Source organism: Pectobacterium atrosepticum, from assembly GCF_000740965.1.
GTDB classification, from domain to species: Bacteria; Pseudomonadota; Gammaproteobacteria; order Enterobacterales; family Enterobacteriaceae; genus Pectobacterium; species Pectobacterium atrosepticum.
The window spans coordinates 1605709-1632140 of record NZ_CP009125.1; the positions used below are offsets into that span (position 1 = coordinate 1605709).

Below are 26432 nucleotides of genomic sequence, written 5' to 3' on the forward strand. Positions count from 1 at the left end.
GGCTGGGTGAAATAGAAGAAGAGCAAGATGATAAATGCGAAGTCAATTCTCATAACAACCCTATTTTCATGGCTTTCTCGTATAATAATAATTGCCGCGCAGCTAATAAGTATAAGAATATTACTTAAACACTCTAGCTTGGATGAATTTGCTGCATATTCGCTTCTGGTTAGTATTGGTGGTTGGTTTATATTAATGGACTTCGGGATTGCAATTGCTCTGCAAAATTATATTTCCGAACGGCTAGCGAACAAAGAGCGATATCAAGATCTAATATCTAAGGCAATGTACTTTATTATTCCATGGTACGCGGTTTTAGTCGCGATTTTATATCTATTTTCAACTAACATAGCATCTTTTTTGCTCCCGTTTAGTAATGTCAGTATTGATGTCAAAGCTGACATGATTTTTATTACAGGGCTAATTTTTGCCACGACAGGGATTGGCAATGTATGTTACAAAATTTGGTATGCTGAAAATAAAGGATACATATCAAATATTCTTCCGGCAATTGGAGCAATAATCGGATTTTTTCTCCTTTATTTATTTATTGACCGCATGGAGAATAAATCTCTTGGCGGAATAATGTTATTTTATTCTCCAACCGCGTTAATTGCTTTATTCGCTTTGTTGAAAAAGACCGCACCCTGCATCTCTCTTCCTAGGTTTGAATTATCTTTAGTCGTAAGAGGTAGTAAGTTTTGGGTGTTATCTATCATGGTGGCGTTAACGCTGCAGGTAGATTACGTTATTATGTCTCGATTCCTTTCTGCTGAAGATATTGTCATCTATACGCTAACAACGCGAATATTCGGTTTTGGATACTTTCTATATTCATCTGTACTTGCAGCAACGTGGCCAACTTTTACTGAACTCTCAGTAAAGAAAGATGCAGAAAAGATTTTAAGCATACTTAAGAAGTATGTTTTTTTTAGTTTGCTAGGTGTAGTGATTTTTACTTTCATATTTATTCTCACCAAAGATATCGTGGTAAGTATATTTACATCAGGAAGCGGGAAGGTAATAACCATACCCAACTCCTTTATTCTATTAAATGGCACTTACCAGCTCGTTCTGATATGGACTGCATTATTTTCAACCATTTTGCAAAGTGTTAATTTAGTGCGCCTCTTCCTGATTCTTACGCCTATTCAGGCGGCAATTAGTGCCTCACTCCAATGGGTGCTGGCTGAGAATATTGGGCTGTATGGGATTACGATCGGGCTATTGGTTTCATATCTGGCAATTGCGGTTTGGTTGCTGCCAATAAAATGCATAAAATATATAAAATCATTGGATAAGAACGAAGATGAAAAAGATATTAGTGGGCATACCAAATTACAATAATGCGGCCTATATTGTTGATACGATTGAGTCGGTATTGAAGCAATCTTATTCAGGAGTCGACGTTGTCGTTTTTGATAATGCTTCAACAGATGATTCTGTCGAAATAATAGAAAATACTTTTCTGAACAACCCTAAAGTTTTACTAAAGAAAAGCGCGAGTAATGTTGGTCCTACGATGAATCATAACCGCTGTCTTGAGTATGCTATCGACAATGAATATGATTATCTTAAAGTGTTATCGTCAGATGATGTATTACTGCCAAATATCATTCAGGAACAGTTTGAGTTACTTGAGTCTGAGCCGAGAGGGGCATTTGCTACGTGTAATATGATCGTTACCGATGACAAATTGACGAAAATAAAAGATCACGATTTTTTAGGCAGTAATACAGACGGAAATGCAGTTATTAAAAAATGTGCCTCGCATTCTGCCAACTATATTGGCGGTCCTTCTAACGGATTACTTCGAGTCAGCTGTATTGGCGCCACTCGATTCAGCCCTGAGTATAAATGGCTGTCAGACTTGAAGTTCTACTGTGATCTGTTAGCCAATCGGCCTTTCATCAATACCGGCACTAATGGTTTCTTTTACAGAAGACACGACAATACCGATTCAAGTCATGTTTCAAAGATAAAAAATCTGCAAAGGAAAGAGTCTATTCGATTTTCGGGGGAGTACGGTGGGAATTTCTTGACGAAAATAAAAATATACTTGAGGGATATCAAGTCAAGGTTATTATGAAATTAAAAAATAGCTACCCGGTTAAAACTGTTCTTTATTTTTTAGCCCTCTTAATGTCGGATACATTAAAAACGCTAAAATCTTATCTTCGAAGAGCTCAATTCAGGGCGAATGGTATTTATATTGATAAGTCCGCTATCATTAGAAGCGATGACAGAGGAAGTATAACGCTGAATGAAGGGGTAAGAATTTCTCATGGCGTTGTTGTTATCTGTACTAATGAGAAAGCAAGAGAGGGTGTTTCCTCTCAGTTGGTTATTGGAAAAGGAACCACAATTAATGAGTACTCAAATATAAGAGCATCAGGCGGGATAATTAGAATTGGCGAAAACTGTATGATCGCCCAATTTGTGAGTGTGGTCGCGTCCAATCATGTCGTCAATACTGAAAAACTGATGATTGATGAAAGCTGGGATGATAAAAAGAATGAGATCACAATTGGGAATGACGTATGGATTGGCGCAGGGGCCGTTATTTTGCCTGGCGTTACTATTGGTGATGGTGCAGTCGTTGCCGCTGGTTCCGTAGTGACGAAAGATGTAGATGCATTTACGATAAATGCTGGAGTGCCCTGCAAGAAAATAAAAGACAGGGAATTGTTTTTTAAAAATATCAATAGTTGATTTTTATAAGACCATATGAAAGAAAATAACTATACTTCATCCTTTATTTTCCCGAACCACCTGTACGGTGGACATGAAGTTATGACTATAAATATTTTGAATTATATCGCGAGTCATAACTCTTTTGGCATTGAGTGCCACGTAAATAAAAGAAACGATAAGGTATTGAATTCTCTGAGTGCACTGAATGAAAAATTTGGCTATGAGAGAATAAAAATATTTTCTCACTCTTGGTCATCAGACAAGAACCCGCTTCTTTCTTTTTTTCAACCTGCATCTTTTGTTAGAAAACTCCTTTTTATCAAGAAGCTCTTTGCTTTAAGACGCAGGGCTGTCCTTGTTCAGGGGAGCATTGAGCTTGGTGCTGAGTTCATTTGGATTTCTTATGTTCTTGGATGCCGAAATCTGTTGATAAGCTATATCCCAATGTGTCATACGTTTAAACATATGGGTTTTAAGCTTGGCGAGTTACGTGATGTGGTTTCTGCATTGACCTATAAAATGTGTATGAATTACATAACGATATCCAATCCTAACGAGGCTCTGTTAAAGAAAAGAAATGCTTCAGCGAAAGTCAATATTGTTAATAACTTCGTTTCTCCTCTTTCTAATGTCATTCCAGTCGATGGCCGCTCGTCTGAAACGATTAATCTAGCCATTATTGGCAGGGTGGAGATAAAGCAAAAAGGACACGATATATTAATCAATGCATTAAAATATATTGATGATGAAATCGTTAATCGAGTACATCTCATTATCGTCGGTGATGGACCAGATATGAGTACGTTGAAAGATATGATAGACAATAATCATCTTTCCAATAAGGTATCATTTACTGGTAGGGTCGACAAATGGTATAAAATAGATGAAAAAATTGATTATGTAGTTATGCCGTCGCGTTTTGAAGGTGTTCCTTTGACGATGCTGGAAGCGTTATCCCTTGATATTCCTTGCATTGGTGCAAATAGAGACGGTATGAGCGACTATATTTCGGATGAATTGCTATATGATGTAGGCGGTAGTGATGATATTGAGTCAAGAAATCTCGCCGAAAAAATTAACTATGCCTTATCTAACAATGAAATGACTAAAATGAAAATAAATCGCGATGATTTATTCTATCCTAAAGGCATTGAAGTATTAGACGAGACTTTTTTATGAAGATTGTATTTATATTGTCATCTCTTTTTATTTGGTCGATTCTATATTACTTTGTCTATAAAAGAAGCAAGAGTATCGTAAATATATTCACTCCTTTGGTTTTTATGATTGTACCGCAATACTTTATTTTTGAGTTTTTTTATGAGTATTATATTGGGAGTTCTTACAGTAACTTAAGTTACCTATTTATTTATTTATGTTATACGGCTTCTTTTTTATTTCTTTTTATTGGTTACTTTTTCCCATTAAAACTGAAAGATGTATCTAATCATGATGTCGCGCCAATAAATTATGATAAATATCTGATCTTCTCCATTCTGTTAACTGTTGTTGCGTTCTATTCATTCCTTCCTATTATGCGAGAGTTTAAAGAGTATCTTCTTACTCCTCGGATAATCTATGAGAGAACAAGAACAGGATATGGGATGAGTTTCTTCCTTTCCATATTGTTTAGTCAATTGGCTATATTCTTAAGTTTTTATACGACATCTAAATATCGTTTTTTATCGATCGCGATTATTTTAATTAATCTGATTCTTATCTATTTTCATGGTAATAAATCACCATTGCTTACGGTCGCCATAAATTATATTATTTATCAGCGCTATGTTTTGAATAAGATTATTTCTATCAAAAAGTTTTTTATCTTCTCTGCTGTGGTTTCTTTTCTTATCGCGTTTATCTTTGTTTTCACGTTCGGTATCGATTTTAAATCAGCCATATTAGTAATGGCGGGATATTCTGACTATACCAGAAACTTCGCTTTGCTTATCGATAGTGGTTATGAACCTCAATTTGGTCGATTACTAATGGAGAGTGAATTTTTCTCAAGGATTCCCAGGGCTATATATCCTGACAAGCCAGTTGATTTTGGTTACTTTGAGTTGGCTCGTCGCTTTTACTCTGAAAGTTTTTATAACAATCAGGGAGTCCCGTCCTTTGGACTCGGCGACTTTTATGCGGATTTTGGATTCTTTTCCATCGTCATTATTTCTGTTACTTATTTTATTAAAGGTATATTGCTTAAAGTAACCGTTCACATCCTTAAGGGTAATAAAAATATTTACTACTTTATTCCTTTCGCATTTTTATGTGGAGCGAACCTTCTCCCAATTGGTTTTGGCTGGTTATTCTTTGAGCATTGTGTTCTCGCGTTGATTTTGTATTTCTTTTTAAATGTACGTTTAAAAACAAAATAGGTCAGATAGTCATGAAAGTTGAAAAGATAGCATTGAATTTATCAAGGGTAGGAAAACATGGTACAGGGATGTGGAATTATTCCAAAAACATTGCTGACATGTTGCACGAATCTGGCTTTCTCGACTCAATCATATGTTCTAAAGACCACGTTGAGTACTTCTCCAATAGATATAAAGATCCCAAGGTTGATATCATTATCACGCCAGAAATAGTATCCAATACTATGAAGGTGTCAAAATTCAGGCCGTTAATATGGCTTTCATACAGCTATTTTCTGGGCTGTAAGCTTGTTCTGAGTAAAAAGAAAAAAGATGTAGCATTGCTAAGCACAACACACCACTCGATACCTTTTTTTAAAAATCAATTTATTACCATTCATGATTTGCGCCCGGCATTTTATCCAGACTCGAAACTGCAAGAAATCTATTTCTCTCATTACTTGCCACGTAAGGTCAAGGAGCTCAGAGGGGTGTTTACTGTTTCAGAGACAGTGAAAAATGAAATAGAAGAGCATATGGGCGTTGCACGATCTGATATACAGGTTGTTTATAACTCTGTCGATCCCTCTTTGCGTCCTGATGGTACGGACAATAGCGAACAAGCGACAATAAAAAATACCTTCTTAATGGTTGGGGCAAGCTGGAAGCATAAAAACGCGCATTCTTTTTTGAAAAATTTCCTTACATACCATAAAGACAATTACAGCGCCGTTATTGTTTGTGGCCAAACAGATTACTTTGATGAATTGAAATCACTGGTTGCCACGTTGGGACTTGAGAATAATGTAACATTTAAACATCATATCAGCGAACAGGAACTAAGTTCGTTATACAAAACCTCTTTTGCACTTGTCTATCCTTCATTGAGTGAAGGCTTCGGGATACCACCTATTGAAGCAATGAGCCTGTCTTTACCTGTTATTGTTTCAGATATCCCAGTGTTTAAAGAAATACTGGGGGAAGCCGCAGTATATGTCGATCCTAATGTCAGAGAAAGTTGGGAACATGCCGTTGACACGCTGAAAGTGTCTCGTGAAAACGTTATTGATACTGGGTTGCAACGAGTCAACTTATACAGCTACGATCGATGCAAGGATATGCTTATGCTTGCATTAAAAAACATCAATGAGAAGTCTCGCTGAGTCTTATATAAGTGGTAAGCACTTTTACTACTATATAATGATTATTTGAATTTATAGGCAACCTTAAAATAAATAACCTGATTAATTTAATTTTTGATTAAATTATTTGGAAGTGATTATGCAATTTTCTCTTGTTATACCGGTTTATAATGCAGGAATGATGTGGCCAGAGGTTATTCGTTCAATTAAATCTCAAACCATACAACCTGAATGCGTTATTATTATTGATTCAAGTTCTACAGATAATACCGTGGCGTATGCCATTGAAGCAGGCTTTGAAGTCTACCATATAGATAAATCTACTTTTGATCATGGCGGCACACGTTCCATGGCATTAGAGAAAGTTAACACTGAGTTTGTTATTTATATGACCCAAGATGCGATATTGCAGAATGATGAAGCGTTTTTCTATCTTCTCAGCGCATTTAATAATGAAGAAGTGGGAGCCGTCTATGGGCGTCAACTCCCTCATCATGATGCGAATCCGCTGGCCACACATGCTCGGTTACATAGCTATGGCGAAGTCGGATACGTGACATCCATGAAAGATGATTTTCCTCAGGGCTTCCGTAAAGCGTTTATGTCCAACTCCTTTTCTGGCTATCGAGTCAATACGCTGCGGCAGATTGGTGGATTTCCCGCGAAACTTATCTTGGGTGAAGACTCTTATGTTGCTGCGCGTATGCTATCGACAGGAGTGTCTGTTGGTTACATACCGCAAGCCCTTGCTCGACATTCCCATAATTATAGTGTTGGCGAAGAATTTAAGCGCTATTTTGACATTGGAGTCTTCCATAAAACACAAGAATGGATGTTGGCAAGTCTTGGTAAGGTCGAGGGGGAGGGGGTAAAATTTGCCCTTGGCCAAATTTGTTATCTGTTAAAAAGTAATTATTACCACTACATCCCTTTTTCTATTGTAAGTTCAGGTGCAAAATATTTGGGATATAAATTAGGCAAGAATTATCATCGCCTAAATCGTACGTTGTGCAAAAAATTGTCTATGTACAAAAGTTATTGGAATTCTTCTGTTTGAGATATATAAGGATGTAACATGATTGTTCCCGTTATTATGGCAGGTGGCTCAGGTACTCGCCTCTGGCCTCTATCCCGAGCCTTGTATCCCAAACAGTTATTGGCACTGCATAGCGATGTCACCATGTTGCAAGCTACGATTAGTCGATTAGCAGGATTTGAGTCAGAAGCTCCGCTCGTTATTTGTAATGAGGCGCATCGCTTTATTGTCGCTGAGCAACTTCGCGAATTGCGCTGTGAAGGGAAAATTATTCTTGAGCCGTGTGGCCGTAATACTGCACCGGCTATCGCTGTGGCTGCGTTGCAAGCAATGCGGTTTGCCCCAGATGTTGACCCCATCTTGCTTGTGTTAGCTGCAGACCATGTCATTGAGAATGAGGATGCTTTTACGCAAGCCGTAAATCAGGCGCAGCCGCTTACTGCTTTAGGGAAATTAATTACTTTTGGCATTGTCCCGACGGAAGCACATACGGGGTATGGCTATATTCGTCGAGGCATCAGTGTTAACGATGCGGCATTTACCGTCGATTGCTTTGTTGAAAAACCTGATGCGAGTACCGCAGAAGCTTATGTTTCATCAGGCGATTATTATTGGAACAGCGGTATGTTCATGTTCAAGGCGAGTGTCTACTTGAATGCGCTGAAAGAACATCGGCCTGACATTTTTGCCGCTTGTGAGCAGGCTTGTGCTAACTCGCGCGAAGATCTAGATTTTACTCGTCTTGATGAAGCCGCTTTTACAGATTGCCCGGATGATTCTGTCGACTATGCCGTCATGGAGAAAACCAGTGATGCGGTAGTTATTCCATTGGCCGCTGGATGGAGTGATGTCGGTTCATGGTCATCGCTATGGGACATTTTAGAAAAGGACGAGTCGGGTAACGTTAATATTGGTGAGGTAATCGCGCTCGATAGCCATAATAACTACATCTCTTCTGACTCAGCATTGGTTGCAACAATCGGCATTAATGATGTTGTCATTGTTAATACCGGAGATGCGCTTTTGGTCGCCGCTAAAGATAGATCGCAAGATGTAAAAAAAGTGGTCGATCGGCTGAAAGAAAGTAATCTCCATCACTACCGTGAACACCCTGAGTCATTTCGTCCTTGGGGTAAAATTAGCAATATTGATTCTGGCGATCATTACCAGGTAAAAAAAATAATCGTTCACCCTGGGCACGGCCTCTCTCTGCAACAACATTTCCATCGGGCAGAGCATTGGGTTGTGTTAGTGGGCACGGCCAAAGTTAATATTGATGAAAAAGAGTTTTTCCTTTCAGAAAATCAATCTACGTTTATTCCGCCTGGGGCTGTTCATACTTTAGAAAATCCTGGCGTTATTGATCTTGTAATGATTGAGGTACGTTCAGGACACTATTTGGCTGACGATGACATCGTCAGACTGCAAGATCGATACGGCAGAATATAAAAGGTATTATTGATGTCTACGCTCACCTGTTTTAAAGCCTATGATATTCGGGGTCGTCTGGGCGACGAACTTAATGAAGATATTGCTTACCGGATTGGTCGGGCTTATGGTCAGTTTACAAGAGCCAAAAATGTTGTTGTTGGAGGCGATGTCAGGCTAACCAGCGAGAGTTTGAAATTAGCGTTGTCCAATGGTCTACGGGACGCAGGGACAAACGTATTAGATATTGGATTAGCAGGTACAGAAGAGATCTATTTCGCGACACATCATCTGGGGATTGACGGAGGCATTGAAGTCACCGCAAGCCATAACCCAATTGATTACAACGGAATGAAATTGGTTTGCAAAGGTGCTAAGCCAATTAGTGGTGATTCTGGGTTGCGCGATATTCAGGTATTGGCAGAGAACAATGTTTTTATCCCGGTTCTTGCCGAAGAGAAAGGTGAATACACAAAAACTTCTGTGCTTGATGATTATGTTGAGCATTTGATGACTTATATAGAGCCTGCGAATTTTAAACCGTTAAAGCTAGTCATCAACAGCGGTAATGGTGCGGCAGGACACGTTATTGATGCGCTGGAAGCACGTTTCAACCAATTAAATCTTCCCGTAACCTTTATCAAAGTACACCATCAGCCCGATGGCTCTTTTCCTAATGGTATCCCTAATCCGCTCTTACCAGAATGTCGAAAAGATACCTCTGATGCGGTTATCGCCCATTCTGCTGATATAGGGATTGCCTTTGATGGTGATTTTGATCGGTGTTTCTTGTTCAATCATCTCGGTGAGTTTATTGAGGGATACTACATTGTTGGTTTATTGGCCGAGGCTTTTCTCCAAAAAGAGCCCGGTGCCAAAATCATTCATGATCCTCGACTGAGCTGGAATACCATTGATATCGTTAATTCCTGCCAAGGCGAACCGGTTATGTCAAAAACAGGGCATGCCTTTATCAAGGAACGGATGCGGCAAGAAGATGCCGTTTACGGCGGAGAAATGAGCGCTCATCATTATTTTCGCTCATTCGCGTACTGTGATTCAGGAATGATTCCCTGGCTATTGGTCGCTGAATTGCTTTGTGTAAAAGATAAAAGCCTGCGAGATTTGGTGAGTGAAAGGATGCTGGCCTATCCAGCTTCTGGAGAGATCAACTCTATATTAAGCGAACCCGCTAAAGCGATAGAACGTGTTAAAGCTGCGTACTTGCCGGAAGCGCTGTCTATTGATGAAACCGACGGTATTAGTTTGGAATTTGAAGACTGGCGTTTCAACCTTCGTTCTTCTAATACTGAACCGGTTGTTCGCCTAAATGTAGAATCTAAAGCTAATAACGCTTTGATGGTTGAGAAAACGGATGCGATTCTGCATCTGCTACGGCAGTGATAGGTTATTTTTAATCGTATAAATTTTAATAAATTAAGACCTGCTTTATTTCTTATATTAAAGCAGGTCTTTCATTCAACGTGCCAAGACTTGTGACAATGCGTCAGTCCAGTCTGATGGTTTTATTGTCAATCTCGCGATTTTTTCACACGATAATGACGAGTATTGAGGTCGATGTGCCGGGGTAGGGTACTGCTCAGTTGTTATTGCAGTTAACTGTGGCTGTTTATCGATAATGTCTTGCTGTTTTGCCATTTCAAAAATGGTTTTTGCAAATTCATACCAGCTAACTTCTTTATCACCGCAATAGTGATAAATTCCGCATTCCGCATTTTTCTCAATAAGAGAAATAATCGCCTGCGCTAAATCCCCTGCATAAGTTGGGCATCCCTTTTGATCGGCAACGATACTTAATGCGTCACGTTCTTTTGCCAGCCTCAGCATCGTCTTAACGAAATTATTACCGTATTCACTGAACACCCAAGCTGTACGAACGATAATGGCGTCGGGGGCTGCTTTCGTCACGGCCTGCTCGCCAGCTAACTTTGTTTTACCGTATACGCTTAAGGGATTGGTGGTACTGGATTCAAGATAAGGCGTCGTGGCATTTCCATCAAAGACATAATCCGTTGAAACGTGGACTAATCGGATCCCCTTTTCATGTGCTACGGTAGCCAAATTATGGGGACCTGTAACATTTATCTTTTCTGCTAATACTGATTCTGACTCTGCTTTATCAACGGCTGTATAGGCTGCCGCATTAACAATCGCGTCTGGTTGATAACGTGCTATAGCCGCTTCAATCTGCGTTAAATCAGTGATATCAAGTTCGTTAGCATCCGTTGACCATATTTGCCAGTGGGTGGGAAGACGATCCTGAAAACAGCGACCCAATTGCCCATTTGCACCCGTCAGTAATATTTTCATTTTGCTAGATCCTTGAATAACTTGCCTACTTTGTCTTTCTCGGATAACTGCGGGGTTGATATTGGCCATTCGATACCAAGATCAGGATCGTTCCATAATAGGCAACCCTCATCGCTAGGGTCATAATAATCCGTACACTTGTACTCAAAATCTGCGATATCTGAGAGGACAACAAAACCATGTGCTAGCCCCGGAGGGAGCCAAAATTGCGTTTTGTTCTCTTCAGAGAGGAGTGCTCCATACCATTTCCCGTAGGTAGGAGAATCTTGACGAATATCTACTGCAACGTCAAAAACCTCGCCACGTACAACGCGGACAAGTTTCCCCTGCGGGTTTGTTTTCTGGAAATGCAGACCTCGTAATACACCTTTACTTGAGCGGGAATGATTATCCTGGACAAAGTCTACATCGATATCCAGCATCTCCTGATAACGTCTCTTTTCAAACGTTTCCAGAAAAAAACCTCGCGCATCACCGAATACTTTCGGCTGAATGATTTTTGCGCCGTGAACAGCAGTATCAATGATTTGCATGTTATTTTTCTGCGATGAGTTGGGTTAAATATTGTCCGTAAGACGTTTTGAGCATCACTTTTGCTTCATCGGCAACTTGCTGTATAGATAGCCACCCTTTACGAAATGCAATCTCTTCCAGGCAGGCAACCTTCAGTCCCTGACGCTTTTCGATGGTGTGAATAAATTGGGAGGCTTCAATCAGGCTGTCGTGTGTGCCGGTATCCAGCCAGGCGAAACCTCTTCCCAGCAGTTCGACATCCAGTCTGTTTTGTTCAAGATACATTTGGTTCAGCGTGGTAATTTCTAACTCACCGCGGTGCGACGGTTTTACCTGTTTCGCCATCTCTACGACATCTCTGTCATAGAAATAGAGCCCAGTAACGGCCCAGCTTGATTTCGGTTTTACCGGTTTTTCTTCTATCGACAGCGCTCTGAAATCTTGATCAAACTCGACGACGCCAAAACGCTCTGGATCGGTGACTTGATAGCCGAAGATCGTTGCACCTTCTTCTTTTGCCGCCACGGCTTCAAGTTTTTTACCAAAGCTTTGTCCGAAATAAATATTATCACCGAGTACCAGCGCACAGCGTTCCCCATTGATAAATTCTTCACCGATGATAAAGGCCTGGGCAAGTCCATCAGGGCTAGGTTGAATCGCGTAGCTAAGTTCGATGCCAAAACGGCTACCGTCTCCCAGAAGACGCTGAAATGCTGGCATATCCTCAGGCGTAGTGATAACCAATATTTCACGGATACCAGCGAGCATAAGAACCGAAATAGGATAATAAACCATCGGCTTATCATAGATCGGCAGTAACTGCTTGGAAATTCCGCGAGTAATTGGGTATAACCGAGTACCACTTCCCCCCGCGAGCACGATCCCTTTCATCAACTAGTCCACCCTTTGTCTTTATTTCATTAAAAATACCTTTGAATAGTCGAGCCATTATATCACTCTGCTCCACCAGAATTGTCTGATGTATCAGAAAAAGTCGATGCTTGAGATCGCTTTGTGGCTGATTGGGTGTAATCTTAGTGTCATGCGTGGCGTGTGGCATGACCCCCCGCAGGGTGAAAACGATCGGCCAGATCAACACAGTTAGATAAAAACCATCAGATTGAAGAGAGTCAATCCATGACATCATTGAAAGCTATTATCCCTGTAGCAGGTTTAGGGATGAATTTGTTACCCGTGACCAAGGCAATTCCTAAGGAAATGTTGCCGTTGGTTGACCGCCCGGTGATTGAGAAAATCGTCAACGAGTGTGTGAGGGCGGGGATTAAAGAAATTGTTCTGGTGACGCATGCGTCGAAAAATGCTATCGAAAACCACTTCGATACCTCGTTTGAACTTGAGTCTCTGTTGGAAGAACGCGCCAAGCGCCAGCTGCTGGCCGAAGTACAGTCCATCTGTCCGAAAGGCGTGACGATCATGAACGTCCGTCAGGGTGAAACGCTGGGATTAGGGCATGCGGTCTCCTGTGCTCGTCCAATCATTGGGGATAATCCGTTTGTAGTGGTGTTGCCTGATGTGGTGTTGGATGAAAGTACAGCCGATCAGACGCAGGAAAACCTGGCGCTGCTGATTTCCCGTTTTGAAGAAACTGGGCGCAGTCAAGTGCTGGTGAAGCATCGTCCTTATGAGGTGTTGCCAGAGTACTCTGTTGTCGATTGTGAAGCACAGCTGGTGAACCCAGGCGATGCCTCAGCGATTACGTCAATGATTGAGAAACCTGAAGCACCGTCCGAAACTGGGTCTGACCTTTCTGCGGTAGGACGCTATGTCTTAACGGCCGATGCCTGGTCATTGCTCGATAAAGCCGAACCAGGTGCATGGGGACGTATTCAGTTAACGGATGTGATTGCTGATATGATTGCGACCCAGCAGGTTGATGCTGTACAGATGTCGGGCAAGAACTTTAACTGTGGCCGTAAATTGGGTTACGCGCAGGCATTTGTGTCTTACGGGTTACGCAATCCTGAGTTTGGTGCCGAATTTAAAGAAAGTATTAAGGCGCTGCTGAAAAAGTAATATTGAGTGGTAACATGCTGTAAAACCGCAGATCGTTGAATCGTTCTGCGGTTTTTTATTTTCCCCGCCATACGTTCGGATTGCGGGTGCTTTCGCTATCAAACCAATCACTACCCACTCACGCAAAGCTGAGTTACCATGTCGACCTGTTTTTAAATTGCTTGCGAGGTCGCAACGCGAGGCGTTGTCGCCGTTGTAGGCAGGTTATCCTTCAGACAGGAGTTGCTTTAATGTCCAAACAGCAAATTGGCGTTGTTGGTATGGCGGTGATGGGGCGCAATCTGGCGCTGAACATTGAGAGCCGTGGCTATAGCGTTTCCATCTTTAACCGCTCTTCCGATAAAACCGATGAAGTTATCGCGGAAAATCCGGGTAAAAAACTGGTGCCTTCTTACACCGTTGAAGAGTTTGTCGAATCCCTGGAAAAACCCCGCCGTATTCTGCTGATGGTGAAGGCCGGTGAAGCAACCGATAAAACGATTGAATCGCTGAAACCTTACCTGGAGAAGGGCGATATTCTGATCGATGGCGGTAACACCTTCTATAAAGATACCATTCGCCGTAACCGCGAACTGTCCGCTGAAGGGTTTAACTTCATCGGTACAGGCGTATCCGGCGGAGAAGAGGGTGCACTGAAAGGGCCTTCTATTATGCCTGGTGGCCAGAAAGAAGCTTATGATTTGGTGGCACCGATTCTGGAACAGATCGCCGCGCGTGCTGATGGCGAAGCCTGTGTGACCTATATTGGCTCTGATGGCGCTGGGCACTATGTCAAGATGGTGCATAACGGTATTGAATACGGCGATATGCAGCTTATTGCTGAAGCCTATGCATTGCTCAAGCAGGCACTGAATCTGGACAACGACGAGCTTGCTACCACGTTCTCTGAGTGGAACAAAGGCGAGTTAAGCAGCTACCTGATTGAAATCACGGCCGATATCTTCAAGAAAAAAGATGAAGAAGGTAAATATCTGGTTGACGTGATTCTGGATGAAGCGGCTAACAAAGGTACCGGTAAATGGACCAGCCAAAGCTCTCTGGATCTGGGCGAACCTTTGTCTCTGATCACGGAATCCGTTTTTGCCCGCTACCTTTCTTCACTGAAAGATCAGCGTGTCGCTGCATCTAAAGTACTGACTGGCCCAACGGCTCAGCCATTTGGCGGTGATAAAGCCGAGTTCGTTGAGAAAGTACGTCGTGCGCTGTACTTAGGCAAAATCGTTTCTTATGCTCAGGGCTTCTCACAGCTGAAAGCGGCATCAGACGAGAACAGCTGGGATCTGAACTACGGTGAAATCGCCAAGATTTTCCGCGCGGGTTGCATCATTCGTGCGCAGTTCCTACAAAAAATCACCGATGCGTATGAGCAGAAAGCGGATATTGCTAACCTGCTGCTGGCACCTTACTTCAAAAAAGTGGCGGATGAATACCAGCAAGCACTGCGCGACGTCGTCTCTTACGCCGTTCAGCAGGGTATCCCGACGCCAACATTCTCAGCGGCAATTGCCTATTACGACAGCTACCGCTCAGCCGTGCTGCCAGCTAACCTGATTCAGGCTCAGCGTGACTATTTCGGCGCGCATACCTATAAGCGTACAGATAAAGAAGGTGTATTCCATACCGAATGGTTGGAATAATCGTTTCTTATGCTTATGCTTAGGTAAAGTGATTTGTTAATAAAACGCCAGATTAGGAAATATCTGGCGTTTTTTTATATTGGTGAATCAATGGATTGATATCGCTAAGATATCTATGACTTTTTTTCTGGAATACTGTAAATTTCATTAAAGAAATCTGCTTTTTTACCGAGATCATTACTGTTTATTACATCGGGATCTTGCTATTTTTAACAGTGTTGCAAAAATTGAGTTGTAGTTTTGCTTTCTGGTATTGCTTATCAGAGGTGGTCGCCTCTCAAAAATGCTTTGCGTGATAGAGAGTTTTATCGCCATTGGATTGTAACGCATTGCTGGGAGGATCCCGGTAACGGTCAGTAACGCGCTAAATAGAGATATTTGCTGTTGTGCTGACTGGAATGAAGGACGGGGTATGGTCTTTTTGACGGTACTCCACCCTGAAGTACTTCATGTTAAAAAGGAAATCGTAATGAAGAAAACGTTAATCGCGCTAGCCGCTGTCCTGGCTATGTCGTCAAGCGTGTATGCAGCTGGTCCTGCTGGTGCTGCTGCCGCGGGTAGTGCTGGTGCTGGTGCTGGTGCTGCTGCTGGTACTACCGCTCTGATTGCTGTCGGTGTTGCTGCCGCTGTCGCTGTTGGTGTTGCTGTTGCTGTTTCCAGCAATGACAACAACGATGCTACGAGCACCACGACGGTAACTACTGGTACTGCTCGTTAATTCCGTTTCAATTCTAAGGCCACTTCGGTGGCCTTTCTTTTTCTAGGCTGCGCTGTTCAACGAGAACTGCATTTCATGACAAAAATAAAACGAATGGCAAAGGTACGTTCGCTGATTGCCATACCTCTTTTATCGATTGTGTTGACTGGCTGTTCCCAAAATGTGGAGCAGGTGGGGAAAACGTTCAAACTGGCGTTTTTTGGTCAGGATGATACCCATGTGACGGCCAAACGGGTTTCCGATACACCCTATGCGTCGGCCTATCTAAAAGTGGGAGAGGCGCCACAGGCGTTTGTCATTCTCGTTTTTGCCGAACAGAACCAATTGAAATGGATTGGGGCTGATAAAAATATGATATCGACCCAACATGGTCGTGTAGTGAAAACGCAAGGCTTCGGCGAAGACATTACCTATGTGGATAACCTGCAACAGGATCCCCTGACATTAGGTTTATTGAAGACATCGACGCCAATGACATGGCAAAGCCGGGCTGAATGGGCTCAAGTCTTCCGCGGTGGTTACGATACCCGCTCTGTTTTTCAGGCCCGTGGCAAAGAAACGATAAAAATTCTGGATACCTCGCGTGAGCTGTTGCGCTTTGATGAGCAGGTTACCGTCCCCGCTTTAAATGAATCTTACACCAATAGCTACTGGCTCGATCCGACTAACGGAAGTGTGGTTCAAAGCCAACAGTATATGGGGCCGAGTATGGCATTGGTAACATTCACCGTATTAAAACCCTACGTACAATAAGGGGCTACTATGTTGGCACTTAACCGTATCGCTACCTTGTTGTTGCTGATTTCCGGCGTCGCGATGTCTGCGCAACTGACTGTGAAATCGCCTCAAGAGACGATCGCCGTCGTTAAACTGGACGACGGTACACGGCTTGAAAAATTTTACGAACAGGTTTCCTGGCCACAGAATATCAACTGGCAAACGGCGTTTATTTCTGATTTTGCGACGACACAGAAAGTTCGTGTACAGGGCGATGTCTTGTTGCAAAAGCTGGCCGAACTGGAAACGCGCTGGCGTAATTCAGGTGATGGCGATCTGGCGATCTCCGCCTGGCTTCTGAGAAAGGCGATTAACCCAATTAATGTTGCGGGTCGTATCCGCACTAATTTGGATCCTGACCGCGTGCGTGTTTATAGTGAAAATAACCGACCTTTGGTGGGGGAGTATGCGTTATATGTGGCTCCTCATGATGATAAGTTGGCGCTAATTGGTTTGGTGAATACCTCTGCGGATGTGGGTGAGTTGGAGACGTCGGGAAATGTTGTGCTACGTGCAGGATGGTCGGTCGAGAATTATCTCGCTGGACGGCGGCTTTTAGCGGGAGCAGATAATAGTTACGGCTATCTGATTGGGGGAAATGGCCAGTGGCGCAAGGTACCGCTAGCGCTGTGGAATCGTCAGCATATTGAACCTGCTGCGGGCGAAACGATCTTCATCGGTTTCAATCCTTCTGTTTTACCACAGGATATGTCATCACTTAACGAGCAGCTTGCTGACTACCTTGCTAACCGGATCCCACTCGAATGACCAAGAACAGAAACGTTAAACTAGGCTGTCTGTCGTTGGCGATTGGCGGCATTCTGAGTGCGCAGGCTATGGCGGCTGAAACAGAAAACAGCCGTACTGCGACGAACCCGAATCTGCGTTTTCAGCCTGCGGGTGTGTCGCAGTCTGATTTCGGTGGCACGGGCTTATTGCAAATGCCAACCGCACGTATGGCGGAAACGGGCGAATTTAGCCTTAACTACCGCGACAATGATGAGTATCGACGTTACTCCGTATCCCTCCAGCTCTTTGACTGGCTGGAAACGACGGTGCGTTATACCGATATTCGTACCCGGCTTTATAGCGGCGACGCGTCTTTCAGCGGTAATCAAACCTACAAGGACAAAGCCTTCGATCTCAAGGCCCGCTTGTGGCAGGAAAGCTACTGGATGCCGGATGTATCGCTGGGGTTGCGCGATATTGCTGGTACCGGGCTGTTCGATAGTGAATATCTGGTAGCCAGTAAGCGTATGGGGCCGTTTGATTTCACCCTGGGTATGGGGTGGGGCAATATGGCGGAGAGTGGGAATATTAAAAACCCAGCCTGTTCGCTGAAAGCCAGTTTCTGCAATCGTACTCAGAATACAGAAATCGGTCAGTTTGAGGTTAAGAATTTCTTACACGGTCCGGCGGCACTGTTTGGTGGAATTGAATATCAGACGCCATGGGATCCACTGCGCTTAAAGCTTGAATATGACGGCAATGACTACAGCCGTGAATTCGCCGGTGCCATCAAGCAGGATTCTCCTTTCAACATCGGAGCGGTTTACCGCGTGGGCGATATACTGGATACCACGCTGTCGTGGCAGCGGGGCAATACCCTGATGTGGGGCTTTACCCTACGTACCAGCTTTAACAGTTTGAAACCAAACTATTTAGATGATGCGCCACCGGTCTATGCGCCGGTGCAGGATGGGAAAGGGACAAACTGGCAGTTAGTCTCGAAAGAGCTGAATGATAAGGCTGGCTTTAAGGACGCTGATATCTACGCGGACCAAAAACAGGTCACCATTGTTGCCGATCAGACAAAATATCGTGATAGCGATCAGGCGACACAGCGTGCGGCGACGGTATTGGCGAACCACGTACCGGGCAGTATTGATGAATACCATATTGTGCAGCGCAGCCAGCGCTTACCGATTGCCAGTACGGAAGTCGATGCCAAAGCCTTCCATCAGGTTCAACAGGCTGCTATTCCGCTTGGTCAACCTGAACCTGCTACGCATCGCAAAGAGCCGGTATCTGACGTGCGTGGTCAGCAAGTGCTGCTCGCAGAGCCCGATCGTCTGACGTATTCATTAGATCCGACGCTGGTGCAGTCTTTCGGTGGTCCTGAATCCTTCTATATGTACCAAATCGCGCTTAAAGGCAATGTGGACTACCGTCTAAGCGATCACTGGAGCGTGGGGGGAACCGCGCTGCTGAATCTGGTGAATAACTATGACAAGTTTAACTATAAATCACCGCCGGCCGATGGCGCGGCATTGCCGCGAGTCAGAACCTGGGTGCGTGAATATTCCACATCTTCCGATCTGTTATTGACCAATCTGCAATTGACCCGCAGGGATAATCCCGCGCAGGACTGGTATACGCAGGTCTACGGCGGTTATCTGGAAATGATGTATGCTGGCGTTGGCTCTGAAGTGCTGTATCGTCCGTTCGGTAAAAGCTGGGCACTGGGGCTGGATGTTAACTATGTCAAACAGCGTGACTGGAACGACATCATGAGAATGGCCGATTACGATGTAGTGACGGGCCATCTGACCGCGTATTGGGAACTGCCGTTTGTGGAAGGTGCGGTGGCGAAAGTGAGCGTAGGTCGTTATCTGGCTGGTGATAAAGGGGTCACGCTCGACCTGTCTCGCCGCTTTGACAGCGGGATTGTTGCGGGTGCCTTTGCAACCAAAACTAACGTCAGCGCTGCTGAATACGGTGAAGGGAGCTTTACCAAAGGCTTCTACGTCTCCATACCGTTTGACCTACTGTTCACTGAACCGACGGTGAAACGCGGGGCAGTCGGTTGGGTACCGCTAACGCGTGATGGTGGTCAAATGTTGCAGCGCCGTAGCTCGCTGTATGGCCTCACCGATCACTAATCGACCCAGTTAGTTTAGGGTTAATAAAGCCCGTCATGGCCGAGTGCCGCGACGGGCTTTTTTGTGCGCGTTTGCTTTGCAGGTCAATATCGTCACTTGATAACCAATTTGAACTATTTCATTTGGTCATTGTTTGTATCTTAATTATCCGATGTCGAGAGTTGCGACTCTGAGATCTGATTTCGCAGTTGCTTGTAATTTAAAACGTTAATAGCAGGAATCGCGACAGGCCGGAAAACTGTTAAGAGGAAGTGTGTCCTATAGGTAATGATTGAAATAGTTTCGTCATGGAAGATTCATATAGCGAAATCTATTATCTCCTGCCGCAATGGCAAAATAAAAACATAGCCATAGATGTTAATGGCAGTGCTGACAGGAGAGTGCAACCCAATGAATTTGCCTATTTCCGCTGTTATCTCGTTAATGATGAGTTCTGCCTGGTGTCTCCCTCTGCATGCGGCCGTGCAGGATAATTCTCTTGGTATCTACCAACTGATCCAAGAGAGGATGGTGCTCATGAAAGATGTAGCGGGGTATAAAGCCCGCCAACACCTGCCCGTTGAGGATTTAAAGCAAGAGGACCGTATTTTGAGTAAGGCGCGGGAACAATCTGCTGCCGTTGGGTTATCCCCTCAGAGTACACAGATGTTTTTTACTTCATTAATGAATGCCAGCAAAGCCATTCAGTATCGCTACATGGCGGACTGGCTTGCGACACCTGAGGGCGACTGGACGCCCCTTTCGTTGAACGACACCATCAGGCCCACGCTACTCACGATTGACGACCAACTTCTGATTAGTATTAAACGTTATCTCGCGAATGGCGGGCATTTTGCGCCTCAGCAAGAGGCTACGTTTCTTTCTTCTATTAATGTTGAGCATCTGTCACAGAACGACAAACGCCAGATTTATGCGGCATTAAGTCACATTGAACCAGACGGCAAATAGCTGAGTGGGAGAGAAGACGATGACTTACCAATTATTGAAAGGGAGTGAGCGCGGAAATATCGCTGACGCAGCGTACCGCGAGCGCTGTAATGTTAATGAAAGCGTCAGGGTCATGCTGGTACTGCGTTTTACTACGCCAGATGATGAGTATTACACCGAACTGCACGATAGCATCGATCCGCAATTTGGTGGCATCAACGCTAATAAGCCGCTGTCGCGTGCCAGTTATGCCAGAAAGTTCAGCGCGGATGATGCTGATATGGAGCACGTTCGCGCGTTTGCGCGACATTATCGGCTATCTATCGAACGTGAACATCCTGCCAGTCGTACTGTCTTCATGACGGGTACTGCAGGGCAGATAGAGCAAGCGTTTCGCGTGAGCTTAGCTCGCTATGATCACAAAAATGGAGCTTTTCGTGGGAGATCGGGAGGGATTTATTTGCCCGAATATCTACAGGGCGTGGTTGTCGCTGTGCTAGGACTTGATGAGCGTCTGGCGACGGATTGTTGCCTACGTATGAATCGTCCGTTCTCTAATGCAGAGATGCGTCCGTCGGGCTATACGCCGCTAGAGCTGGCTGAGCATTATCACTTCCCTGAACATGATGGCGCAGGGCAGTGCATTGGCATAATTGAACTGGGGGGCGGGTATCGCTTACCGCAGTTGGAGCACTATTTTAAACGAATGGGCGTTAATCCACCGCAGATTGTCGATGTTTGCGTGGGCGGAGCCAAGAATGCCCCAGCATCGTTGGATAGCGATAAAGAGGTGAACCCGATTGATATCGAAGTACAGATGGATATCGAAATTGCGGGCACGTTGGCTCCGGCGGCCAAAATTGTGGTGTATTTTGCCCCGAATACCGATGCAGGGTTTTTAGAAGCGATCAATGCCGCGATTCATGATGAGAAAAACGCGCCGTCGGTAATTTCAATTAGCTGGGGTAGTAGTGAGTCGAAATGGACAGCGCAATCGTTGCGGGTTTACAACCAGGCTTTTCAAACCGCCGCAGCATTAGGTATCACTGTGTGCGTGGCCTCTGGCGATCAGGGGGCGAAAGATGGCGAGCTGCACGGGCTGCACGTGAACTTTCCTGCTTCCAGCCCCTACGTTTTAGCCTGTGGTGGCACTCGGCTGCAAAAAACAATGGAAGAAACCACCTGGCATAGCCGAGACGGCAGCGCGACGGGGGGCGGCGTCAGCCAATATTTTGCGCTTCCCGGTTGGCAGTTAGGGCTGTCTCTGGCAGACAAATACGGTGGCCATCACCCTCTGCAACACCGTGGCGTACCGGATGTCAGTGGTAATGCCGATCCCGAAACGGGCTATCTGATTGAAGTCAACGGACGGGAAGGCGTGGTTGGCGGAACCAGCGCCGTCGCGCCGCTGTGGGCGGGATTGCTGGCGCGAATGCTGGCACTGACCGAGTCGGCATCGCTGTTTATTCCCCCCTTGCTGTACCGCAATCGTAATAGCTGCAAGGATATCGTGCGGGGGAATAATGGGGCGTTTGTGGCTTCAGAAGGATGGGATGCCTGCACGGGGTTGGGTTCGCCCGATGGAATGAAGCTACTCAGGCTGTTGAAGCGGCTTGTCAGACTTAACGGTGCACGAGACCATGATGGTGGTGAACGGTAGTCTGCATTCCTGGAATGGCTGGCGTAGGGGACAGAACATCGTCAGGTGACGGGATTATCGGTGATATTCATCACAGATTGCCCGACCTTGGTTTGAGTCTACGACGGTTAGCAGATATAACCCGATAAGAAGGACGTGATCGGGCTTAGGCCTGAGCGGAACCTGATACGACGCATGTGATTTAGACATGTCCGTATCAGGTTTTTTTTTGCCTGAATTCAACCCGATCGCGTGCCACCCATAACATCAGTGATGTCTGCTGACATTATCTCGTTAAGGAAAGGAGAAAAACTGTGAAATACCGTCATCTTAAACGTTTCCCTGAGGGGTTTTTATGGGGCGCGGCGACATCGGCTTATCAGGTTGAAGGGGCATGGAATGAAGACGGCAAGGGGCCATCGGTGATTGATGCCAGAACATCCTATCCTGAGGGTACAACGGATTTTAAAGTCGCCAGTGACCATTATCATCGCTACAAGGACGATGTCGCACTGTTTGCCGATATTGGCTTCAAAACCTACCGTTTTTCCATCGCCTGGAGCCGTATCATCCCCGATGGCAGCGGTGAGGTAAACCCGGCAGGCATTGCGTTTTATCACAATCTTATCGATGAGTTGCTGCATTACGGCATTGAGCCGATCGTCACGATGTACCATTTCGATCTGCCGCAGGCGCTACAGGAAAAAGGCGGTTGGTACAACCGAGAAACGGTGGACGCGTTTGAACGCTTTGCCAACGTGCTGTTTGATGAATATGGCGACAAGGTGAAGTACTGGCTGACCATCAATGAACAAAACATGATGATTTTGCACGGTTCTGCATTAGGCACGTTGGATCCGACGCCGGAAAATCCTAAGCAGAATCTCTATCAGCAGAACCACAACATGCTGGTGGCTCAGGCAAAAGCAATGAATGCGCTACATGAAAAAGTGCCCGGCGCGAAAATTGGGCCGGCACCCAACATTGCGTTGATTTATCCGGCATCAGCGAAGCCTGAAGATGTGATGGCAGCGTTCAACTATAACGCGATCCGTAACTGGCTCTATCTGGATATGGCGGTATACGGACGTTACAACACGGCGGCCTGGCGCTATATGGAAGAAAAGGGTTATACGCCGGAGATTCTGCCCGGCGATATGGATATTCTGGCATCGGCCAAGCCTGATTTCATCGCGTTTAACTACTACACCTCGCAAACGGTTGAAGCCAGCAAAGGCGACGGGTCGGATGAAATTGCACGCGGAGGTGACCAGCACCTGAAATCGGGTGAAGAGGGCGTACACCGTGGCGCGAGCAATCCGTGGTTGCAGAAAAACGCCTTTGGCTGGGAAATCGATCCCATCGGCTTCCGCAATACCTTGCGTGAGTTACACGATCGCTATCATTTACCGCTGATTATTACGGAAAATGGGCTGGGCGCGTTTGATACGCTGGATGAAAACGGTGAGGTTCAGGACGATTACCGCATCGACTACCTGCAACGCCACATTGAGCAAATTCAGCTTGCGATTACCGATGGTGTGGATGTCTTCGGCTATACGCCATGGTCGGCACTGGATCTCATTTCCACCCATCAGGGATGCTCGAAACGCTATGGTTTTATTTACGTCAACCGTGAAGAATTCGATCTGAAAGATTTGCGGCGCATCCGTAAAAAAAGCGCATACTGGTATGCTGATGTCATTAAAAACAATGGGCTGGATAGCTCAGAAGTGTAAATGATGAAAGAAGACGCCTCGGCAATACGACGTTCGAGGCGTTAAACGGCAGGGAAGGCCAGCGTGCCTTCCCGTGAGACAGGACGGCTGATGCGATGATCATTGAAAAAATACTGAGCAATAACGCCGTGCTGGTGCTGGCTGATGACCAACGGGAAATTGTGGCGATTGGTAAAGGTGTCGGCTTTGGCAAAAAGGTCGGCGACCCTATCGATCCGCAGCGCATTGAAAGTCAGTTCGTAAAGAAAAGTGACGGTATCGCGGACGTGTTGTCACAACTGCTGGCGGATATTCCAACTGACTGTCTGGCGGTCACGCAGCAGATTATTACTCTGGCGCAAAAAACACTGCGGCTCGATGTGCAAGACACGTTGTTTCTGGCATTAAGCGACCATATCAACTTTGCAATTCAACGCCATAAGAAAGGGCAGGTGATCAAGAATCTGATGCTGTGGGATATTCGTCAGTTCTATCGCGGTGAATTTGCCGTTGGGTTGGAGGCGCTGGCGCTGATTCGCTCCAGATTGGATATCGATTTACCGGAGGATGAAGCGGGGTTTATTGCGCTGCATCTGGCGAATGCGGCGAATAACAGCGACATGCAGAGCACGATGCAAAGCGCGGGTATCATTAAAGATATTTTGACTATTCTGAAGTACGACCTGCATGTCACTTTTGATGAACATTCTCTCAATTATCAGCGTTTGATTACGCACCTGAAGTTCTTCGCTCTACGCTTGTTAAATCGGGAAACAGTGAGCCACGGTGATGACTCCATCTATCAGGGAATTACCGAACTGATGCCGCGGGCGTATGCCTGTGCGATGAAAGTGTATGACTATGTGGAGAAAAATTACGGCTGCCAGCTGACCACCGACGAAGTTATGTTTCTAACCATTCACATTAACCGTTTACAACCCTCTCTATCTTAGTCACGTCGGCCATCATGACAGGCATGGCTGCGGCAATAACAGGTACTGAACGAAGCCACGGGTAAGACCAGCTACCGTTAACATCCGTGTTACTCTGTTCAGCCGTTACGACACGAGTTCGTTATGTAACAGAATAAATTAAAATACTGCTCACTGATGCTGACATGCTTTCAGTCATAATGTTTTTTTTCTCACTATTCGTTAGTGAACCGCATGGGGGTCGTTATGTCAGCCTCGTCGCCGATGTTTTTGACGGTAGATGTACGTCGCTCAGGGTTACGTTTTTCCCAGCGGGTCTATATTCCACGTATTATCGGTACGATACTGTGCTCTCTTTTTATTTCCTCGGTATTGATTGTCAAACCTGTGCCAATTTTCGCGTGGGGACTCCTCTTTCTTAATGCCTTTGTCTGGCCTCATATTGCTTACACACTATCTCTTCGTTCACACGATCCGATGCGGTGCGAGAAACGTAATTTATTGATTGATGTGGTATTTGGTGGCATCTGGATAGGGTTTATGGGCGTGAATCTTTTGCCCAGCGCATTGATTGTCGCGATGGTTGGTATGAACGGGACGGCGGGTGGTGGAATCAAACTGTTTGTTCAGGGTATCGTATTACAGTGTGTTGCCTGCTTGCTGGTTCTTGTGCTGTTTGCTGTACCTATTTCTCTGAATACCACGCCGATACAGCTTTATGCCTGCCTGCCGATGTTACTGATCTACCCGATTTCTTTGGGCTATGTTACCTACACCACTGCGCTGAAGCTGGCGGAGCACAAGCGTATGCTGATGGAAGTCAGTATTCATGACGGTATGACCAGTCTCTATAACCGTCACCACTGGGAACGCCTGCTTAAGCACGAGTATGAGATTTGCCAGCGTTATAAGCGTATTGCGACGTTAGTCCTGTTCGATATCGACCATTTTAAAGCCTTTAACGATAACTTTGGGCATAACGTCGGCGATCAGGCGATATTGCTATTGGCGCGTGAGCTGACGTCAGGTTTTCGGGAGACGGATGTGATTGGGCGATTCGGCGGTGATGAGTTTGCCGTTATTTTACCCCAGACCAGCGCGGGGGATGCGTTGGACGCGGTGAATCGTATTCGAGAGAGTTTGTCGCTGAAGTTCCTGAACCAGACGCCACAGTTGGCGGTTTTTGTCAGTGTCGGGATTGCGGAGATTTCACCGGATATGGGCCAATATATTGACTGGTTAAAGGCGGCGGATATGGCGCTTTATCGGGCAAAAAATAAAGGCCGCCGCCGAACTGAAGTGGCTTGAGGATGCAAGATAACAGTCTGTTGTTCCGTCATTGTTACCGAGATAGGTTTTCCTCAGTGGGCGGTGAATCGTTACTCAAACGGATCCATCAACAGGAACGTGCACTCGGCCCGCTGGTGGCTATTTATCATGGGAACCAGACGCTGGAAGTGTTCGGTCTGGCAGTGAATGTCCAGAGCGGCTCTATCCGGCCAGGTTTCGATAAAGGTTAAGTGCCCTGGGTCTTTTTGATTGATAAAAAGCGCATACGAGATGCACAACGGCTCTTGTCGCGTTTTCTCTACTAACTCGCGGTACAGCGGCATGACGATCTCAATGCTCTCAGGCTTAATAAAATCCTGGGCTATGACTTGAAGCAT

Annotated in this window: 24 protein-coding genes; 20 read left to right on the plus strand and 4 right to left on the minus strand. The window is 45.1% G+C overall.

Translation table 11 applies throughout. The features are described 5' to 3' along the window. The first annotated feature begins 27 nt into the window (after nucleotides 1–27). The 9 genes from GZ59_RS07085 (at nucleotide 28) to cpsG (ending at nucleotide 10061) form a co-directional block, all read left to right on the plus strand. Nucleotides 28–1347 carry an MATE family efflux transporter gene (locus tag GZ59_RS07085; RefSeq protein ID WP_039290876.1) on the plus strand — a complete coding sequence of 440 codons (1320 nt, stop codon included), beginning with the start codon at nucleotides 28–30 and terminating at the stop codon, nucleotides 1345–1347. Beyond that, nucleotides 1310–2089 (plus strand): glycosyltransferase family 2 protein, encoded by a 780-nt coding sequence (locus tag GZ59_RS07090; RefSeq protein ID WP_039290878.1) that lies wholly within the window; start codon nucleotides 1310–1312, stop codon nucleotides 2087–2089. Before GZ59_RS07085 ends, GZ59_RS07090 begins: the two co-directional genes overlap by 38 nt. Next, nucleotides 2086–2712, plus strand: coding sequence for an acyltransferase (locus GZ59_RS23990; RefSeq protein WP_051623237.1), 627 nt, complete (start codon nucleotides 2086–2088; stop codon nucleotides 2710–2712). Before GZ59_RS07090 ends, GZ59_RS23990 begins: the two co-directional genes overlap by 4 nt. Before the next feature lie 15 nt (nucleotides 2713–2727). Next, nucleotides 2728–3873: a glycosyltransferase gene (locus GZ59_RS07100; protein WP_080718610.1), complete on the plus strand. Its 1146-nt coding sequence runs from the start codon at nucleotides 2728–2730 to the stop codon at nucleotides 3871–3873. Continuing rightward, nucleotides 3870–5072, plus strand: a complete 1203-nt coding sequence (locus GZ59_RS23650; RefSeq protein ID WP_051623239.1) for an O-antigen polymerase — start codon at nucleotides 3870–3872, stop codon at nucleotides 5070–5072. The genes GZ59_RS07100 and GZ59_RS23650 overlap by 4 nt, the downstream gene beginning before the upstream one ends. An 11-nt stretch (nucleotides 5073–5083) precedes the next feature. Next, complete coding sequence (locus tag GZ59_RS07110) at nucleotides 5084–6214, plus strand: glycosyltransferase family 4 protein (RefSeq protein WP_080708281.1); 1131 nt, start codon at nucleotides 5084–5086, stop codon at nucleotides 6212–6214. A gap of 118 nt (nucleotides 6215–6332) precedes the next feature. After that, on the plus strand, nucleotides 6333–7250 hold the full coding sequence (locus tag GZ59_RS07115; RefSeq protein ID WP_039290883.1) for a glycosyltransferase family 2 protein: 918 nt from the start codon (nucleotides 6333–6335) through the stop codon (nucleotides 7248–7250). A gap of 18 nt (nucleotides 7251–7268) precedes the next feature. Then, nucleotides 7269–8678 carry a mannose-1-phosphate guanylyltransferase/mannose-6-phosphate isomerase gene (locus tag GZ59_RS07120; protein ID WP_039290885.1) on the plus strand — a complete coding sequence of 470 codons (1410 nt, stop codon included), beginning with the start codon at nucleotides 7269–7271 and terminating at the stop codon, nucleotides 8676–8678. A 12-nt stretch (nucleotides 8679–8690) separates the two neighbouring features. Beyond that, entirely contained in the window at nucleotides 8691–10061 is a 1371-nt protein-coding gene (gene cpsG, locus GZ59_RS07125; protein WP_039290887.1) for a phosphomannomutase CpsG, read from the plus strand. Between the two features lie 75 nt (nucleotides 10062–10136). Here the strand turns inward: cpsG and rfbD are convergent, their stop codons facing one another. From rfbD to rfbA, 3 genes are read right to left on the minus strand one after another with little or no spacing between them, the layout of a single operon-like run. Beyond that, complete coding sequence (rfbD, locus tag GZ59_RS07130; protein WP_039290889.1) at nucleotides 10137–10988, minus strand: dTDP-4-dehydrorhamnose reductase; 852 nt, start codon at nucleotides 10986–10988, stop codon at nucleotides 10137–10139. Then, complete coding sequence (gene rfbC, locus GZ59_RS07135) at nucleotides 10985–11521, minus strand: dTDP-4-dehydrorhamnose 3,5-epimerase (protein ID WP_011093025.1); 537 nt, start codon at nucleotides 11519–11521, stop codon at nucleotides 10985–10987. The genes rfbD and rfbC overlap by 4 nt, the downstream gene beginning before the upstream one ends. Before the next feature lies 1 nt (nucleotide 11522). Beyond that, nucleotides 11523–12392 carry a glucose-1-phosphate thymidylyltransferase RfbA gene (gene rfbA, locus GZ59_RS07140; RefSeq protein ID WP_039290891.1) on the minus strand — a complete coding sequence of 290 codons (870 nt, stop codon included), beginning with the start codon at nucleotides 12390–12392 and terminating at the stop codon, nucleotides 11523–11525. Between the two features lie 246 nt (nucleotides 12393–12638). Between rfbA and GZ59_RS07145 the strand changes: the two genes are divergently transcribed. From GZ59_RS07145 to adrA, 11 genes are all read left to right on the plus strand, one after another. Beyond that, nucleotides 12639–13535 carry a sugar phosphate nucleotidyltransferase gene (locus GZ59_RS07145; RefSeq protein ID WP_011093027.1) on the plus strand — a complete coding sequence of 299 codons (897 nt, stop codon included), beginning with the start codon at nucleotides 12639–12641 and terminating at the stop codon, nucleotides 13533–13535. Nucleotides 13536–13765: 230 nt separating this feature from the next. Next, nucleotides 13766–15172 carry an NADP-dependent phosphogluconate dehydrogenase gene (gene gndA, locus GZ59_RS07150; protein WP_011093028.1) on the plus strand — a complete coding sequence of 469 codons (1407 nt, stop codon included), beginning with the start codon at nucleotides 13766–13768 and terminating at the stop codon, nucleotides 15170–15172. Nucleotides 15173–15641: 469 nt separating this feature from the next. Further along, nucleotides 15642–15890: a hypothetical protein gene (locus GZ59_RS23655; RefSeq protein WP_011093029.1), complete on the plus strand. Its 249-nt coding sequence runs from the start codon at nucleotides 15642–15644 to the stop codon at nucleotides 15888–15890. A gap of 75 nt (nucleotides 15891–15965) precedes the next feature. Next, nucleotides 15966–16643 carry a YjbF family lipoprotein gene (locus GZ59_RS07160; protein WP_039290894.1) on the plus strand — a complete coding sequence of 226 codons (678 nt, stop codon included), beginning with the start codon at nucleotides 15966–15968 and terminating at the stop codon, nucleotides 16641–16643. A gap of 9 nt (nucleotides 16644–16652) precedes the next feature. Further along, nucleotides 16653–17435: a capsule biosynthesis GfcC family protein gene (locus GZ59_RS07165; RefSeq protein ID WP_039290896.1), complete on the plus strand. Its 783-nt coding sequence runs from the start codon at nucleotides 16653–16655 to the stop codon at nucleotides 17433–17435. After that, nucleotides 17432–19549, plus strand: a complete 2118-nt coding sequence (locus GZ59_RS07170) for a YjbH domain-containing protein (RefSeq protein WP_039290899.1) — start codon at nucleotides 17432–17434, stop codon at nucleotides 19547–19549. The genes GZ59_RS07165 and GZ59_RS07170 overlap by 4 nt, the downstream gene beginning before the upstream one ends. A 390-nt stretch (nucleotides 19550–19939) precedes the next feature. Continuing rightward, nucleotides 19940–20497: a chorismate mutase gene (locus GZ59_RS07175; RefSeq protein WP_039290901.1), complete on the plus strand. Its 558-nt coding sequence runs from the start codon at nucleotides 19940–19942 to the stop codon at nucleotides 20495–20497. Between the two features lie 19 nt (nucleotides 20498–20516). After that, nucleotides 20517–22136 carry a S53 family peptidase gene (locus tag GZ59_RS07180; protein ID WP_039290903.1) on the plus strand — a complete coding sequence of 540 codons (1620 nt, stop codon included), beginning with the start codon at nucleotides 20517–20519 and terminating at the stop codon, nucleotides 22134–22136. 293 nt (nucleotides 22137–22429) lie between these two features. Continuing rightward, the gene (locus GZ59_RS07185; protein WP_039290904.1) at nucleotides 22430–23854 is read left to right on the plus strand and encodes a glycoside hydrolase family 1 protein; all 1425 of its coding nucleotides are present in this window, start codon (nucleotides 22430–22432) and stop codon (nucleotides 23852–23854) included. Nucleotides 23855–23949: 95 nt separating this feature from the next. Continuing rightward, nucleotides 23950–24786: a BglG family transcription antiterminator LicT gene (gene licT / locus GZ59_RS07190; protein WP_039290907.1), complete on the plus strand. Its 837-nt coding sequence runs from the start codon at nucleotides 23950–23952 to the stop codon at nucleotides 24784–24786. A gap of 225 nt (nucleotides 24787–25011) precedes the next feature. Beyond that, nucleotides 25012–26073: a diguanylate cyclase AdrA gene (gene adrA, locus GZ59_RS07195; RefSeq protein WP_039290909.1), complete on the plus strand. Its 1062-nt coding sequence runs from the start codon at nucleotides 25012–25014 to the stop codon at nucleotides 26071–26073. 71 nt (nucleotides 26074–26144) lie between these two features. Here the strand turns inward: adrA and GZ59_RS07200 are convergent, their stop codons facing one another. After that, on the minus strand, nucleotides 26145–26432 hold the full coding sequence (locus tag GZ59_RS07200) for a putative quinol monooxygenase (protein ID WP_039290912.1): 288 nt from the start codon (nucleotides 26430–26432) through the stop codon (nucleotides 26145–26147).